Source organism: Puniceibacterium antarcticum (assembly GCF_002760615.1).
Classification (GTDB): domain Bacteria; phylum Pseudomonadota; class Alphaproteobacteria; order Rhodobacterales; family Rhodobacteraceae; genus Puniceibacterium; species Puniceibacterium antarcticum.
The window spans coordinates 50,501-66,965 of record NZ_AWWI01000121.1 but is presented as its reverse complement, the minus strand read 5'-3'; the positions used below and the strand labels follow the sequence as shown (position 1 = coordinate 66,965).

Annotated in this window: 14 protein-coding genes; 8 read left to right on the top strand and 6 right to left on the bottom strand. The window is 63.3% G+C overall.

Features of this window, described 5'->3' with window-relative positions; genetic code table 11:
- Positions 1 to 42: 42 nt before the first annotated feature.
- The 6 genes from P775_RS17360 (at position 43) to P775_RS17335 (ending at position 5,211) form a co-directional block, all read left to right on the top strand.
- Entirely contained in the window at positions 43 to 918 is an 876-nt protein-coding gene (locus P775_RS17360) for a MurR/RpiR family transcriptional regulator (protein ID WP_099912433.1), read from the top strand.
- Positions 911 to 1,654: an N-formylglutamate amidohydrolase gene (locus P775_RS17355; protein WP_099912160.1), complete on the top strand. Its 744-nt coding sequence runs from the start codon at positions 911 to 913 to the stop codon at positions 1,652 to 1,654. The genes P775_RS17360 and P775_RS17355 overlap by 8 nt, the downstream gene beginning before the upstream one ends.
- Positions 1,651 to 2,928 carry an NAD(P)/FAD-dependent oxidoreductase gene (locus P775_RS17350; protein WP_099912159.1) on the top strand — a complete coding sequence of 426 codons (1,278 nt, stop codon included), beginning with the start codon at positions 1,651 to 1,653 and terminating at the stop codon, positions 2,926 to 2,928. The genes P775_RS17355 and P775_RS17350 overlap by 4 nt, the downstream gene beginning before the upstream one ends.
- A 228-nt stretch (positions 2,929 to 3,156) precedes the next feature.
- Positions 3,157 to 3,381 (top strand): hypothetical protein, encoded by a 225-nt coding sequence (locus P775_RS17345; RefSeq protein WP_143520943.1) that lies wholly within the window; start codon positions 3,157 to 3,159, stop codon positions 3,379 to 3,381.
- Positions 3,382 to 3,414: 33 nt separating this feature from the next.
- Positions 3,415 to 3,843, top strand: a complete 429-nt coding sequence (locus P775_RS17340) for a hypothetical protein (RefSeq protein ID WP_099912157.1) — start codon at positions 3,415 to 3,417, stop codon at positions 3,841 to 3,843.
- 75 nt (positions 3,844 to 3,918) lie between these two features.
- On the top strand, positions 3,919 to 5,211 hold the full coding sequence (locus P775_RS17335) for an O-acetylhomoserine aminocarboxypropyltransferase/cysteine synthase family protein (protein WP_099912156.1): 1,293 nt from the start codon (positions 3,919 to 3,921) through the stop codon (positions 5,209 to 5,211).
- 69 nt (positions 5,212 to 5,280) lie between these two features.
- Here the strand turns inward: P775_RS17335 and P775_RS17330 are convergent, their stop codons facing one another.
- The gene (locus tag P775_RS17330; protein ID WP_099912155.1) at positions 5,281 to 5,985 is read right to left on the bottom strand and encodes an SIMPL domain-containing protein; all 705 of its coding nucleotides are present in this window, start codon (positions 5,983 to 5,985) and stop codon (positions 5,281 to 5,283) included.
- 154 nt (positions 5,986 to 6,139) lie between these two features.
- Between P775_RS17330 and P775_RS17325 the strand changes: the two genes are divergently transcribed.
- Together P775_RS17325 and P775_RS17320 are read left to right on the top strand one after the other, a co-directional pair.
- Entirely contained in the window at positions 6,140 to 9,010 is a 2,871-nt protein-coding gene (locus tag P775_RS17325) for a hypothetical protein (protein WP_099912154.1), read from the top strand.
- A gap of 240 nt (positions 9,011 to 9,250) precedes the next feature.
- Positions 9,251 to 11,137 carry a cation:proton antiporter domain-containing protein gene (locus P775_RS17320; protein ID WP_099912153.1) on the top strand — a complete coding sequence of 629 codons (1,887 nt, stop codon included), beginning with the start codon at positions 9,251 to 9,253 and terminating at the stop codon, positions 11,135 to 11,137.
- Positions 11,138 to 11,203: 66 nt separating this feature from the next.
- Here P775_RS17320 and P775_RS17315 read toward each other — a convergent pair whose 3' ends face one another.
- From P775_RS17315 to P775_RS17295, 5 genes are all read right to left on the bottom strand, one after another.
- Complete coding sequence (locus P775_RS17315) at positions 11,204 to 11,713, bottom strand: CarD family transcriptional regulator (protein WP_099912152.1); 510 nt, start codon at positions 11,711 to 11,713, stop codon at positions 11,204 to 11,206.
- A gap of 280 nt (positions 11,714 to 11,993) precedes the next feature.
- Positions 11,994 to 12,332, bottom strand: coding sequence for a ferredoxin FdxA (gene fdxA, locus P775_RS17310; protein WP_099912151.1), 339 nt, complete (start codon positions 12,330 to 12,332; stop codon positions 11,994 to 11,996).
- A 51-nt stretch (positions 12,333 to 12,383) separates the two neighbouring features.
- Positions 12,384 to 12,773, bottom strand: a complete 390-nt coding sequence (locus P775_RS17305) for an RNA-binding S4 domain-containing protein (protein ID WP_099912150.1) — start codon at positions 12,771 to 12,773, stop codon at positions 12,384 to 12,386.
- On the bottom strand, positions 12,774 to 15,863 hold the full coding sequence (locus P775_RS17300; RefSeq protein WP_099912149.1) for a helicase-related protein: 3,090 nt from the start codon (positions 15,861 to 15,863) through the stop codon (positions 12,774 to 12,776).
- A 30-nt stretch (positions 15,864 to 15,893) separates the two neighbouring features.
- Positions 15,894 to 16,463 carry a tetratricopeptide repeat protein gene (locus P775_RS17295; protein WP_099912148.1) on the bottom strand — a complete coding sequence of 190 codons (570 nt, stop codon included), beginning with the start codon at positions 16,461 to 16,463 and terminating at the stop codon, positions 15,894 to 15,896.
- Between the last annotated feature and the right edge of the window lie 2 nt (positions 16,464 to 16,465).

Here is a 16,465-nt window from a genome sequence, read left to right as displayed (position 1 = left end):
AATATGTATCAAACAATACACGTCGGATTTTTTGGCGCCCCCATGGATTATTCTGAAAACCTTGCAGCGCTGCTGCGCAATTCGGCCGTCTCTGCCGCCGAACGCAAACTGGCCTCGGCCTTTGCCGACAACTTTCCCACAAGCGCCCTCGGCACGGTCGAGGCGCTGGCCACCCGCGCCGGGGTCAGCGGGCCCACCGTGCTGCGCTACCTCACCAAACTTGGCTTCGCGCGCTTTGCGGATTTCCAGACCGCCGTGAGGCAAGAGGTCGACCGCCAGCTGGGCTCCCCCCTGTTGCAGCTTGAACAGCCCGTCGGGCAGGACCCGCAGGATGAACATCTGTACCGCCGGGTGCTGCTGATGCAGGCAGAAAGCTTTCGGCGGATGGCGGATCGGGTCGTACCGGCCGAATTTGACGCGATTGCCGATCTGCTGGCCGATCCGAAACTGTCGATCAAGGCGCTTGGCGGGCGCTACAGCCGCAACCTCGCCCAGCGCCTCGCGCTGCAGCTGGGTCAGGTGCGGGCCAATGTGGCGCTGCTCGACCAGTCGCTTGGCTTTGCCTATGACCAGCTGATCGACCTTGGGCCGCGCGATGTGATCATCCTGTTCGACTATCGCCGTTATCAGCCAGAGATGCTTCACTTTGCCAAAGGCGCGCGGGCGGCAGGTGCACGGATCGTCCTGCTGACAGATTTCTGGCGCTCTCCCATCGCGGCACTGTCCGAGGCGGTGCTGACCGCCCCGGACGACTCCGCCTCTCCCTTCGGATCGCGCGTCGTGCCCACCGCCCAGGTCGAAGCCCTGATCGCCGCCGTGGTAGAACGGGACCGCGACACCGCTCGCCAGCGGCTGGCACGGCTGGAAGCGCTGCGCAAAGGCAACGATCAGCCAAAGGGTGACACGCAACATGACTGAACATCCCATCGTGCTGAACCCCGAGGGACGCTTTCCCGGGCTGATCGTGGTTGACCACGCGGGCACCTCGACACCCCTGCGCTTTGGCGGGTTGGGCCTTGCCGAACATTGGCACGACACCCACCATTTCTGCGACCTCGGTGTTGCGCCGCTGGCCCGTGCGCTGGCAGAGCGGCTGGATGCACCAGTCATCCTGGGCACTGTCAGTCGGCTGGTGATCGACCTCAACCGCTGGCTCGACGATCCGCGCTCGATCCTCACCCATGCCGAAGGCAGGTTGATCCCCGGGAACCTGTCGCTCAGCGATGCGCGGCGCAAAACCCGTCAGGATCAGATCTTCTGGCCCTATCACGCGACAATCACCCAGCTCTGGACCCGGATCGCAGCGCGGCATGTGGATCCGATCTTCTTTGCGCTGCACAGCTGCACCCGGGATTTCGATGGCCAGCGCCGCCCATGGGATGGCGGAACAATCTGGAACGAATCCCCGCGCCTCGCCCATGCCCTGCTGGACGCGCTTGGCCCCTCGGGCGATCTGGCCTTTGGCGACAACCAGCCCTATTCCGGCCGCGACGGCGTCTATACGCTGGACCGCCACACCTGGGGCAGCGGCCACCGCGCCTGCGGATTCGAGGTCAGCAATGACCTGTTGAAGACTGAGCAGGGTCAGGCGAACTGGTCCGCGCGGCTGGGCGGCGCACTTGCCAGCCTCGCCGGGGCAGAGCTGCACCTATGACTTGCCCCGCTGTCGTGACCGAACCGCCCTATGCCCTCAGCGCGCCCGCAGCACCCGACGCCCCGCCGCTTGACACCAGCCTGACGGTGGATGTCGCCCTGGTCGGGGCCGGGTTCAGCGGCACAATCGCCGCGCTGGATCTGGCCCGGCGCGGCCTGTCTGTTGCCCTGATCGAAGCGGGTGAGATCGGACAGGGCGGATCGGGGCGCAACCACGGGCAATGCATCCCCGTCTTTGGCTATCTCGACCAGAACACGCTGCCCCGCCACGGCTTTAACCTGCTGCGCGACTCCGGGCGGCTTGTCTTCGATCAGATCGCCGCGCTTGGAATTGACTGCGAGCCGGTGCAAAACGGCTGGCTGAATGCCGCACATGATGCCGCCGGACTGGTGCGGGCACGCGCCGCGCATGCAAAATACGCAGCCCTTGGCAAATCGGGCGCCTTCCTTGGCCCGGACGAGGTCACAGCCCTCAGCGGCATTCCCGGCTATCTTGGCGGCTGGCTGCACCGCGATGGTGGCCATCTTAACCCGCTGGCCTATGTGCGCGGGCTGGCGCAGGCCGCGCAGACCGCAGGTGTCACCATTCATACCCGCACCCCGCTCAGCGGACTGAGACGCGCGCCAGACGGCACGTGGCTGCTGACCACGCCGCAGGGATCAATCACAGCCCGCAAGGTCGGTCTTGCCACCAATGCCTATGGCACTGCCGCAATTCCCGCCCGGATGCGCGCCAGCATCGTGCCGATGACCTCTTATGGGGTGGCCAGCGAACCGCTCAGCCCTGCACAGCGCGCCGCCGTTCTGCCCTCTGGCGTGAATTTCAGTGACACCCGCCGCGATCCGATGTTCTTTCGCGTCGATGCCGCCGGGCGCATCATCACCGGCGGGCTGGTGGAACTGCGCCGGGGCCGCGTTGCTGCACCAACCTTTGCCGCGGCAGGCCAACGGCTGACCGCACGCTACCCGGTGCTGCAGGGGCTGCAGTGGGGGCATCACTGGACCGGAACCGTCGGCATTTCTGCCAAACAGCGCCCCGCGATCTTTGAACTGGACGACGGCCTCTGGGGGCTGCTCGGCTACTGCGGGCGCGGCGTGCCCACCTCTGCGGTACTAGGCCGGGCCTTTGCGGCCACCCTTGTCGATCCGGCAGATGGGGCAAGGCTCTGGCCCGCAGACAGCCCCGCAATCATCCCTGCCGCCCGCGCCATCGGCCTGGCGGTGCAGACCCTGCGCGGCCCGCTCAACAAACTGCGCGATGGCCTGTCGTTCTGACGGGGCGGGATCTTTCTTAACCATTTGCACCTAGCGTTGGTGCGCCTGCAGGCTCTGCGGATGCGACCCTCGGGCAAACCTGCGCCCTGCTTTGACAATCCTTGGCGAAATGAGGATGGTTCGGAACTGAGCTGCAAAGACACATGCCCGCATTGAGCGCCCGTCCCCGCCAAAAACGGCCCAATCATGACGCAAGACCGGTCTGAAACCAAAGACATACTGAACAAAATGAACCCAGAATTCGAAATCCTCAGGACACGGACCGTCATCAATCCCAGACAGCTCCAGTCCCGCATAGGAAACGAAACGCTGGTTGTATGCGGCTCTCCCCGGGGCATGACATCGCTTGTGGCCTTCAGCATCTACGAACTGGGGTATTTTATCGGCCATCACCTTGGCGCCAAGAACTTCGAAGATCAGGATTTTCTGGGTGCCATTCCGCCCGCAACTTAGCTGCCCGTCTCGCTCATCAACCGAAAGAAGTTTGTGGATCTGGTGGCAGACCGAAATGCCAGCCACACGCGCTGCGGATTCAAGCTGCCCCGTGCCTCTGAACATATCCCTGCGCTCAGAAAACATCTGCGCAATCCGATTTTTGTGGTCTGTGCCCGCAATCCCTTGGGGATCGCCTGTTCCGTGCAGCACCGCCAAGCCCAGTTCGACGGCACCCTGCGCGATCTGCTGACCATCGGCACACGCTACATTCAGGCCATTGAATTGTTGTCTCAGGACACGGAAACGCCGCCGATCATCGTAAATGTGGAAGAAGCGTCACACATCCCCGCAGTCTTTCTGCAGGAGTTGTCCGAAACACTTGGCCTGCAAGGGGACGCTGCGGCCATAAAGAACCGGATCACCGGCTGGGGCTATAAGGAAGGATCGCCGCGCGACGGTGTGACCTTCAAGAACCAATAGCCTGCATCGCCTCCGTTGCCCGGCCCGCCTCTATCGCCTAGACAGGGTCAGGTATTTTCAAGGGAGGAGATCATCATGACTGACGGACCCAGCTACGGCTTTGACACGCTGCAGATTCACGCGGGGGCACGCCCCGACCCCGCCACGGGCGCGCGGCAGACGCCGATCTATCAGACCACGGCCTATGTGTTCCGCGACGCCGAACATGCCGCCGCACTGTTTAACCTGCAGGAGGTCGGCTATATCTATTCGCGCCTGACCAACCCCACGGTTGCGGTGCTGCAGGAACGCGTGGCCACGCTTGAGGGCGGCGTCGGCGCGGTTTGCTGTTCCTCGGGTCACGCGGCGCAGATCATGGCGCTGTTTCCGCTGATGTCCCCGGGCAAGAACGTCGTCGTCTCGACCCGGCTCTACGGCGGCACGGTCACCCAGTTCAGCCAGACGATCAAGAAATTCGGCTGGTCTGCGACATTTGTCGATTTTGACGACAGCGCTGCCGTCAAGGCCGCGATCAACGACGACACCCGCGCGGTGTTCTGCGAATCTATTGCCAATCCGGGCGGCTACATCACCGACCTCGACGCGATCTCCACGATCTCGGACGCAGCAGGCATTCCGCTGATCGTCGACAACACGAGTGCAACGCCCTACCTATGCCGCCCCATCGAACATGGCGCCACACTGGTGGTGCATTCGCTGACCAAATACATGACCGGCAACGGCACCGTCACCGGTGGCTGCGTGGTGGATTCGGGCAAGTTCGACTGGTCCGCCAGCGACAAGTTCCCCGCCCTGTCGCAACCCGAGCCCGCCTATCACGGCCTCAAGTTTCACGAGACCTTCGGCCCGCTTGCCTTTACCTTCAACTCCATTGCCATCGGCCTGCGCGATCTGGGCATGACGCTGAACCCACAGGCGGCGCATTACACGCTGATGGGGATCGAGACGCTGTCGCTGCGGATGGACCGCCACGTGCAGAACGCGGTCAAGATCGCGGGCTGGCTGGAAACGCATCCGGCGGTTGAGACTGTAACCTACGCGGGCCTCGAATCCTCGCCCTATCACGACCGCGTGGCGCGAATCTGCCCCAAGGGCGCGGGCGGCTTGTTCACCATCGCGCTCAAGGGGGGGTACGAATCCTGTATCAAGTTTGTCGAATCGCTGGAGATCTTCAGCCATGTGGCCAACCTTGGCGACACGCGCAGCCTGGTGATCCACTCGGCCTCGACCACGCACCGCCAGCTGACCGAGGCGCAGCAGGTCGCGGCTGGTGCGGCGCCGAACGTCGTGCGCATCTCGATCGGGATCGAGGATGCAAAGGATCTCATCGCCGATCTGGATCAGGCTCTGACCAAAGCGAACGCCTGAAACGCAAACGCCGGGGCACTGTGCCCCGGCGTCCTTTTTTCTGAATGCTGCAGGGCCAAAGCCCGCCGATCACTCGCCGATGGCAAACACCATGTTGACCGACGCGGTGATACCGGTTTCGCCCTCGGCGACCGGCACCTTCATGTCCGCCGCCCGCATCGACATCATCGCCTCGGGGCGCGGCGTTGACGTGCCGCCTTCGCTGATCGACAGCACCGGCCCCAGCGTCAGACCCGCCGCTTCGGCATAGGCCTTGGCCCGTTCCATCGCATCCGTCACAGCATCACGCCGCGCCTCGACCAGCAGCGGCTTGGAATCCTTCAGACCAAAGCTCAGCCCGCCCAGACGGTTGGCACCATCTTCCAGCACGGCGCCCAGCACATCCCCCAGCGAATCAAGCTGCTGCACCCGGATCGTCACCTGATTCGACGCCTCATAGCCTGAAATCTTCGGCTGTTGATTGTCCTGCGGCTCATTTGACCAGACGGGGTTCAGCGACAGATCGGATGTCTGCACATCCCGCGGCTCGATTCCCATCTCGCCCAGACGTGCCAGAATGCGCGCGCCGGTTTCAGAGGTTTGGGCCATCGCATCAGCGGCATTTTCCGCCTGCGCCGTGACGCCCAGCGTGATAGTGGCAACGTCCGGCACGGCATAGGCTGTGCCTTCACCGCTCACCGAAATGGATGGCGCGGGTCTTTCCTGCGCGAAGGCGGGCACCGCCAGCAACAGGGCCAGAGGCAGAACAGCGGTAACAAGAGCGTTTCGGCGCATGAATTATCCTTTGCAGATCCTTGCGATCCTCCCATATGTGGTGTTCAGAGGTCATGGCTGCAACCAGTCTTTGCAGCCTTCGGCAAAGTCTTGCTCTAAAATAAATCGTGATCGAACTGCAGACTCCCCCCATGTCGGGATCAATGGTAAATCTATGACCATGAAGCTGAATTTTGCACTGTCGCTGTCGTTTGAAGGCATTTCTTTGCTGGGCCGTGTGCCCGGTGGCTGGGCCGTTCTGGATGAGGTCGCGCTGGACGCCCGCGATCTGCACGGCGCACTCGGGGCGCTGCGCGCCACCGCCGACAGACACGGCGCCATTGATGGCCAGGTCAAACTGGTGATCCCCAACGAACAGATCCGCTACCTCAGCCTGCCGAAATCCAAAGGGGATCAGAACGCCGACATCCAGCGCCTGCTGGACGGGGCGACGCCCTATCCCGTGGCAACTCTGGCATATGACACGACACAAATCGGCGACATGCTGATGGTCGCCGCCGTCGCGCAAGAGACGCTGGATGAGGCGGAAACCTTTGCCCGGGATCATTTCTTTGTTCCGGTCAGCTTCGTTGCCCGTGCCCCGGCAGGTCAGTTCGCGGGCGAGGTGTTCTTTGGCACCGTGTCCCGCTGGAAAGGGGAACCGCCGCTGCGGGACCCCCTCGCAATGACGCTCCTGCCCCGGCCCGACACGGTATCCGAGCCTGTGGCCCTGGCCGTGGCAGGAACCGCCGCGACCACGCCCGCGCCGCAGGCTCAGAAAGCCCCGGCAGAGGCTGTCGTCCCGCCTAGGCCTGCACCCGTGGCGGGCGAACCACTGGTTGCAGCCGGATCTGGCACTGACACACGCAGAATCCCCTTAGAGGACAGGCCTGCCTCGCCAGCCCGGACCGTCGCGGCCGAAAAATCCGCCCCCGCGAGGACTGCTCCCCCCGTCGAGCCCCCCTTCGTCCAGACCCCGGCAGACAAGCCCCCCACCGTGTCGAACCGCCGCCCCGTGGCATCCCGGGCCGCTGTTCGGCAGCGCAGTGCGGCACCCGCCTCCAGATCCCTGCCAGCCGCAGACAGCCCCACCCCGGCAGAGCCTTCTGCCGCCTTTGTCAGCCTGCGCGCGAGCCGCAACATGTCCGATGACACGGCGGATCAGCCGATGACACAGGCGCCTCCACAGGATCATGTCAGGCCTCTGCCCCAGCCCCCCAGACCGCAGCCAAAGGTGGCAGCGCCGCTGCCGCCGCGGACCAGCGGTGCAAAAACCGAACCCGAGGTCCCAGATACGGCGGCTCAGGCGCCGATTGACAGCCTGTCGCGACCCTCTGTGCTCGCCTCGGACCTGCCTCTGGACGAGACGGCCAAACCGGCCCCGAGCCGAAGGCTCACCGGCATCTTCAGCCGCCGCAGCCCGCAGCGGCAAGACTCCGCTCCGGCCGCGCCCCCGTCCGGAAGGCTGAGCCGCACCGGCCCCGGCGCTCCTCTGCCGCCAGATCCCGAGCCCGCACCCCCGGTGCCCGTGCTCGCGCCCCCAGTCAAGGTCAACCCGACGCCGGACACTCCTGTTGTGGGCAAGAGCGCTCTGAACAAAGTCCCGGACAGAGCCGCGCCACCTATGACGCGGGCCCTGCCCATGGGCACCAACAGCACGCGCAAGCTCAGCGCCAAGGAAGAAGAGCGGCTGCGCATGACAGTCTTCGGCGCGCGCCCAAAGGCGGACGAACAGATCCAGGGCAAGCCGCGCTTTCTGGGGCTGATGCTGACCATCGCGTTGCTGCTGATCCTCGCCGGTGTCGCGGCCTGGGCAAATACCTATGTGGACGGTGGCCTCGCACGGCTGTTGCGTCCAGACGCAACGTCGCAGATCGAAACCACCCAAGGCACCCCCGCGCAGATCGACAGCTCTGATTCGCAAGCCAAGTCCGACACAGATCTGGCCGCCCTGTCCGACGAGCTGTCGACGGATACGCCCGCCCTGACGGACAGCACCCCGGCCGAAATGTTTTCCCTGCCCGAACCCCGCCGCATCCTGACCCCGTCAGAGGCGGATACCGCCTATGCGTCCAGCGGCATCTGGCAACTCGCCCCGCCCCCCCCGCAAGAACCGCCGCTAAGCGGGATCGAGGATCTTTATGTCGCCTCAATCGACGCGGCCGTGCCGGAATCCGATGCCATCGCCCTGCCGGCCATCTCCAGCCTGCGCAGCGACATACCATTTGACGCGCCGCACTCGCCCCTCTCGGCGGATGTGACCTTTGACCTTGATGAACGCGGCCTTGTGCGCGCCACGACCAAAGGTGCGATCAATCCGGATGGCGTGATGATCTATGCGGGCCTGCCGCCGCTGGTGCCGCCTGCGGCCATCGGGCAGCCAGTGCTGACGCAACCTGACCTTACGCCTGAGGAAAACGTCGCAGCCGTGGCGCAACAGATCCGCCTACAGGCCAACTCTCCGAAGGCACGGCCCGACAATCTGATCGAACGCAACCAGCGCGCGACCCTTGCGGGCGCCTCGCTGGCCGAACTCTCCGCGCTGCGCCCCAAACTGCGCCCGGACCTGCCCCCCGCAGCCGCCACAGCACCCACCACAGCATCCGCCACATCGCTCGAAGGCTCGGAAGAGGCGAATGAGCCAGAAATCGCCGCAACCGAATTGGCCATCGCCTCCTCGGTCAAACCCTCACAGCGTCCCAATGACATCCAGCGCATCGTCAACGCCGTGCAAAGCGCCCCGGCGCAACCGGTCGAGGTCGCCTCTGTCGCGCCCCGCAGCGTGCAACCGTCGATCCCCTCCAGCACCTCGGTGGCGCGCGAGGCGACCGTGAGCAATGCGATCAACCTGCGCGACGTCAACCTGATCGGCGTCTTTGGCAAGGATTCGGGTCGCCACGCGCTGGTGCGGCTGTCGAACGGCCGCTACCAGAAGGTCAAGATCGGCGATTCCATCGACGGCGGCCGCGTCGCCGCCATCGGAGAAGCGGAACTGCATTACATCAAAGGCGGGCGCAACGTCGTCCTGCAGATGCCCCGGGGCTAACCCATCCAAACGACACTGTTTTCAGCAGACGCAGCACCGCCTTTCGCCTGCCGAAACAATTCATCGGCCCGTCTGCCAAAGACCCTGCTGAATTGAACCGCGCAGCGCACACCCACAAAGCTGAACGCCACACGCCTGCGTGAGTTTACAGACATTTCATGCTGAAACGCGCATCTTCGGTTGTGCTTGTAGGACCTGCGCCCTCATCATGAGGGAAGGATAACAAAGGGTCGTATTCGGATGGAATCGTTCCTGTTTCAGGCGTCAGTGTATTTGCTGGCTGCGGTAATCGCCGTGCCTCTCGCCGCGAGGTTGGGGCTGGGATCGGTACTGGGCTATCTTCTGGCCGGGATCGTCATCGGTCCGGTCTTCGGATTTGCCTCTGAAACCAGCGATCTGCAGCATTTCGCGGAATTCGGCGTGGTGATGATGCTGTTCCTGATCGGGCTTGAACTGGAACCCCGCGCGCTCTGGGATATGCGCCACCGGCTGATCGGTCTGGGCGGGCTGCAGATCGCGCTGACCACACTGGCCGTCATGGGCGGCGGCATGCTGCTGGGGCTGGCCTGGGCGCCCGCTCTGGCTGTCGGGCTGCTGATGGCGCTGTCCTCGACCGCCATCGTGCTGCAGACGCTCAGCGAAAAGAACCTGATGCAGACCGGCGGCGGGCGCTCTGCCTTTTCCGTGCTGCTGACACAGGACATCGCGGTGATCCCGATGCTGATCCTGCTGCCGCTTCTGGCGGGTGTGGCAGAGCCGGTTCTGGGACTGGACGGGTCGATCCAGCGGGTTGTAAACGGAACACACGCCGTCGCCGATGCCAGCCATGGCGCGCCCATGTCGCTGGTCGATGGCCTGCCCGGCTGGGGTGTCACGCTGGTCACGCTGGGCGCTGTCGCCGCGATCATTCTGGGCGGCGTCTATGGCGCGCGCCCCCTGTTCCGCTTCATCAATGCCGCGCGTCTGCCGGAAATGTTCACCGCCGTCGCCCTGCTGATCGTGGTCGGTATTGCCTTTCTGATGCTGATGGTGGGCCTGTCGCCTGCCCTTGGCACCTTCCTCGCGGGCGTCGTGCTGGCCAACAGCGAATTCCGCCATCAGCTCGAATCCGATATCGAACCGTTCAAGGGCCTGCTGCTGGGCCTGTTCTTCATCACCGTCGGTGCGGGCATCGACTTTGGCGCTTTCCTCTCGGCGCCCTTCATCATCCTCGGGCTCGCCCTTGGCATCATGGCGATCAAGGGCGCGGTGCTGTTCGGCCTCAGCCTTCTGTTCGGCCTGCGCGGACGGGACAAATGGCTGTTCACCCTCAGCCTTGCCCAGGCGGGCGAATTTGGCTTTGTGCTGATCTCCTTCTCGGTACAGCAGAACGTCGTCACCAGCATGCTGGGTGAACGGCTGCTGCTGGTCGTGGCCCTGTCGATGCTGATCACCCCGCTGCTGTTCATCCTCTACGACGTGCTCTCCAGCCGTTTGGTGGACAAGGACGACAGACCCGCAGATGACGAAATCGACGACGAAGGCCCCGTCATCATCGCAGGGATCGGGCGATTTGGTCAGATCGTGAACCGGCTGGTGCAATCCTCTGGGTTCAAGACGGTCGTGCTCGACAACGACCTCAAGACCATCCAGCTGATGCGCAGGTTCGGCTTCAAGGGCTTCTTTGGCGATCCGAACCGCCCCGAACTGCTGCACGCGGCAGGGATCGACAAGGCGCGCGTTCTGGTCGCGGCAATGGATGATCCGGCAGCCGTGACCAAGCTGGTGGCCTATGCAAAGCGGCTGCGCCCCGACCTGCATGTGGTCGCCCGGGCACATGACCGCCAGCATGTCTATGCGCTCTATCAGGCGGGGGCCGATGATATCGTGCGCGAAATGTTTGATTCCTCGCTGCGCGCCGGGCGCTACGTTCTCGAAAACATCGGCCTCAGCGAATACGAGGCCGCACAGGCGCAGGAAACCTTTTTCCATCATGACCGCCACACCGTGCGCGAACTTGCCGGGCTGTGGAATCCGAACATTCCCGCTTACGACAATGCCCCCTATATCGAACGCGCCAAAGAGCTTGAGAAGGATCTGGAAACCGCGCTTCTGGCCACGCTCGACAACAAGAGCGACGCGGCTTGACCCGATCAGACAAACAAAAACCGCGCCAAAGGGCGCGGTTTTTCTGACGTGAAAGTGATCCGCAAATCAGGCGGCGCGGCCGACCAGAACTTCACCCACCTGCTTGGCGGCTGCCAGCTCATCCCCACCGGACACGGCGGCAACTTCGCGGGTCAGACGTTCCAGCGCGGCTTCGTACAGCTGACGCTCTGAATAGCTCTGCTCGCGCTGATCGTCGGCGCGGTGCAGATCGCGCACCACTTCGGCAATGGCGATCAGATCACCCGAGTTGATCTTTTGTTCGTATTCTTGCGCACGGCGCGACCACATGGCCCGCTTGACCTTGGCTTTGCCCTTCAGCGTCTTCATCGCCTGGCTGACCACATCGGGCGAGCTGAGCGAACGCATGCCGATTTCCGTCGCCTTGTGCGTAGGAACACGCAGCGTCATCTTGTCTTTTTCAAACGAGATGACGAAGAGTTCAAGCGAGATACCCGCAATGTCCTGCTCTTCAATCGACAGGATCTGACCCACGCCATGGGCGGGATAGACAACATAATCGTTGGGGCGGAATTCGGACTTCTTCGACTTTGTCATTCAGTGCTTCCTTACAAGCTCACCCGCGCACAGGCGACAAGAAGGCGACCGGAGGAAGCCCTCCGCCCACCTGGCTCAACGTCTTGGGATTATCCCCCGGTGTGCTGCATGACCGGGCCGTATGCGCGTGATGTCATCATTTGTGACATCATCATAACACAAAATTTGATCACTTCCTAGCGCGGTTCGGAGAACACAAATTTATAAGCGGCATCAAAAGCTTGCACCGCACATTCACGCTCATGTCACTGCCGCCGACCCTTGGGCGGCGAATCAGGCGTCAGCCGCCCTCGCCCGGCGCCTCGGAAAAGTATTTCTCAAGCTTGCCGGTTTCTCCGTCGCGTTCTTCGGCCTCAGGCAGAGGGTCCTTCTTCGTGATGATGACTGGCCACAGCTCGGAATACTTGCGGTTGAATTCAACCCACTTTTCCGCATCCGGCTCTGTGTCCGGGCGGATGGCATCAGCGGGGCATTCCGGCTCGCAGACGCCACAGTCGATACACTCATCCGGGTGAATCACCAACATGTTCTCACCCTCGTAGAAACAATCTACGGGGCACACCTCAACACAGTCGGTGAATTTGCAGGCAATGCAGGCGTCGTTGACGATATAGGTCATTCTGGCTCGGTCCGTAACTTTGTCCAAGCCTTGCTAGTTCACTCGTCCGGATCAATCAAGCGCCTGACCGCGGGTTTGATCCATCAGACGGCGATCCCGTTTCGTCGGCCGCCCCTTGCCCTCGAATTTCGGCACCTGGGGTTGCAGCGCGCGCTCTTCGCGGGGCAGCGGCGGCGCCAGATCCTCATAAAGCATCTGCGCTTCGGGGGCAGGTCCGCGCCGGGTGCCGGGGGCGACAACCTTGATAACGCGGGTCTCTTTGGCCTGGGGAAAGGTCAGCACGTCACCCGCGCCGATCAGGGCCGCCGGTTTGGCCACGCGCGCGCCGTTCAACTGCACGTGACCACCCGTTACAACCTTGGCCGACAGGCTGCGGGTCTTGAAGAACCGCGCCTGCCAGAGCCATTTGTCCAGCCGGATTCTTTCCGCCGGACCCGTCATTTAGGACTTGTCCTTGAACCCCATCAGCGCTGCGGCAAAGGGGTTGTCGGGATCGATCGCCTTTTCACGGCGGGGGGGACGCGCCTCAAAGGACTTGGCGCCCTTGTCCTCACGCTCGGGGCGATTGCCACCGGGTTTGCCACCCGGCTTGCCGCGGCCCTTGCCACGCGGACGCTCGCCCGCGGCACCTTCGCCGCCACGACCCTGTCCGCCTTCGGGGCGCCGTCTCTGGCCACCCTCGCCACCCCGTGCCTGTGCGCCTTCGCCGCCTGCCTGCGTCGTGTCAGAACGACGGCCACGATTGCCCTGACCACCCTCTCGGCGGGGGCCGCGTTCGCGGTTCGCGCGATTGCCACCCCAAGTGAAGGAATAAAACACTTCCAGCTCACCACCGGCCACAGGCGCATCCGGCGCTGTGCCAATCGGCACGTCTTCAGCGGCAACATCGGCCACAGGGGCCTCGGGCGCGGGCTCTGCGGGCTCTGCCGGTTCTTCGGAAATCGGCGCTTCGCCCACATCGGGAACGGCGGTCACCGCCTCGGGAGCCTCGGGAACGGCATCCGTCACCTCGGGCTGTTCGGTGATGGCGCCCTCTTCGGCCACCTGACCCGCATCGAACACCGGCGTGTCGGCATTCGCTTCGGCAGGTGTCTCTTCCAGCGGACGCGCAACTTCGGCTTCGGCATCCTTGGGCACAACCGTGTCCACGGCCTTGACCTTGGTCCGCTCGCCTTTTTCCGCCTTGTAGCCCATGCCGCCCATCAGGTCGGCGAACTGCTCCAGCGTCATGCCGGTGATCGACAGCATGTCGGCCTTGGCCTCAAACCCTGCGCGGCTGTCTTCGGCGCGCAGCAGATCCGCCAGACGTTCCAGCATGTCGATGCGAATCGCCCTCTGACCGGACTTGCGATAACCCGCGATCATATAATGATCGGCCGGGATATCCTCGATGTTGGGCACGGTCACCAGACCCGCAGGCGGCGCCTCGGGGAAGGTGTCCAGACCCTGCTTGAGGCTCCACAGCACAAGACGCAGGCGCGTCGGTGCCGGTTTCAGCAGCAGCGGCATAAAGATCGTGTACTGACCGAATCGGATGCCGTGCTTGCGCAGGGCTGACCGGGCCTCTTGATCCAGCGACTTCACATCCTCGGCAATCTCGACCCGGGGAATGATCCCCATCGATTCGACGATGCGGAAGCCAAAGCCGCGCGCCAGACCGGTCAGCGTCTCATCGTGCTGGATGTTCAGCAGCGGCTCGAACAGCGCGGCAATCTTGCGGTCGATGAAATGCTGCAACCGGCGCTGCACCTTTTGCAGCACATCTGGCCCCGCCTCATCATCGACAAAGGCCACGACACGCGGTTTCAGCGCGTCATCCCCCGGCGTCAGCTTGCCCACCGCCTGGGTGCCCCACATAAGGCCGCCCTGCTCGGTGAAATCAATCTCGGTATCCGGCGCGTTATAGAAACGATCCGCCCGCAGATGGAAATGCGGCGCAAGCGCCTGCAGCGACGCTGTTTTCAGCGTCTTGGCCTCTTGTCCTGTCGCGTCCTTGTCCTGACGAAACCGGAATCCTTCAAGTTTCCCGACGAATTCACCTTCGACGGTCACTTCACCCTTGTCATTCACTTCGGCCAAGAGGGCCTCCTTCTGCTTCAACCGGCGCAACAGAACTGATGTCCGCCGGTCAACAAATCTTTGCGTCAACCGCTCATGCAAGGCGTCTGACACCCGATCTTCTACAGCGCGAGTCTCCTCACGCCAATGCAATTCGTCACGCACCCAGCCCTTGCGTTGTGCCACATAGGTCCATGTGCGGATATAAGCCAGACGTTTCGACAATGTATCGATGTCGCCATCGATCCGATCGATCCGTCTGACCTGCCCCGCCATGAAGTCATCGGGCACGCCCCCGCGCTGGTGCAGGTGACCGAATATAACTTCCAACAGGCCCGCATGTTCCGAATGACTTATACCACGAAAATCAGGGATTCGGCAGACGTCCCACAGCAACTTGACCGATGCCGGGTCCGACGCCCGCGCCATGACCTCGCCCACCTGCCCCAGGGTCCTGAGCGACATGAGGTCATCGGCATCCCGCGCCCTGACCAGACGTTCATCCGTGGGTGCCTTTTCCAGCGACTGGATCAGCCGCTCGATGCTGCCAAAACTCAGATCCGCATTGCGCCAGTTGAGCTTGCGCAGCGGTGTGAACTGGTGATTGCAGATCGCCTCGGCCCATTCATCGGGCAGCGGACCGGCTTCGCCCGTCACGCCAAAGGTGCCGTTGGACATGCCGCGCCCGGCGCGCCCGGCGATCTGGGCCAGCTCATTGGGCTGCAGATCGCGCATCCGCCGCCCGTCAAATTTGGTCAGCGACGAAAACGCCACATGGTCGATGTCAAGGTTCAGACCCATGCCGATGGCATCGGTCGCCACCAGAAAATCCACATCACCGTTCTGATACAGCTCGACCTGCGCGTTCCGGGTGCGCGGGCTCAGCGCGCCCATCACAACAGCGGCCCCGCCCTTCTGACGGCGCAACAGCTCGGCAATGGCATAGACGTTGTCCACCGAAAACCCGACGATGGCACTGCGCGGCGCAAGGCGGGAAATCTTCTTGGATCCGGTATAACTCAGCTGGCTCATGCGTTCGCGGCGCACAAATTCGCAGCCCGGCACCAGCGCGGCAATCGGCCCGCGCATCGTGTCCGACCCCATGAAAAGCGTCTCATGCTGGCCACGCATGCGCAGCAGCCGGTCGGTGAACACATGGCCCCGCTCGGGATCGGCGCAGAGCTGGATCTCGTCCACACCGACAAAATCCGTGCCCATGCCCTCGGGCATCGCCTCCACCGTACAGACCCAGTATTTGGCGCGGGGCGGTACGATGCGTTCCTCGCCCGTCACCAGCGCGACCACGCCGGGGCCGCGCACCGACACGATCTTGTCATAGACCTCGCGCGCCAAAAGGCGCAGCGGCAGGCCGATCATACCTGTGCGGTACCCCAGCATTCTTTCGATGGCATAATGGGTTTTGCCAGTGTTGGTCGGGCCAAGAATGGCCGCGATCCGTGCGCGTTCGGCCATGAACCGCCCTTTATTTCTGTCTGAAGCTGATTACAGCTCGGTGCCACGCACCCGTGTTTCTAGCCGTTTCAGTGCTTCCTCGACATCCGTGTCATGCGGACGGATCTCCAGTACCCGTGAATAGGCGTCATAAGCAAGGGCCGGCTGATCCAGCTCTTCGAACACCGCCCCCAGTCCGCGCAGCGCGCCAAAGTGGCGGGGGTTAAGCGCAAGCGTATGTTCCAGCGCATCCGCCGTCAGCCCCAGCCTGTCCGCCTGAAAATAGGCCAGCGCCAGCCCGTGCCAGCCTTCGGCAAAGTCAGGCGCATGATCGGTCAGCGCGGTGAAATGATTGATCGCCTTGGGGATGTCGTTGACCTCCATCGCATCCTGCCCGCGCTTGAGCAGCAGATCCATCGCCGCAGACCCGCTCTTGGACCATTCCAGACGAATCTCCCGCTCCAACCGCTCGGCACCCGCCGCATCTGCCTGCGCCAGATCGCTCAGCAAGGCATCGCTGCGCGCACTCATCTGCGCCTGCGCCGCCAGCGGCAGGGAAAAACTGACAAGGACAAGAAATGCCGTTACGGTAGATTTGTATTTCATCTGCACCACGCTCATAT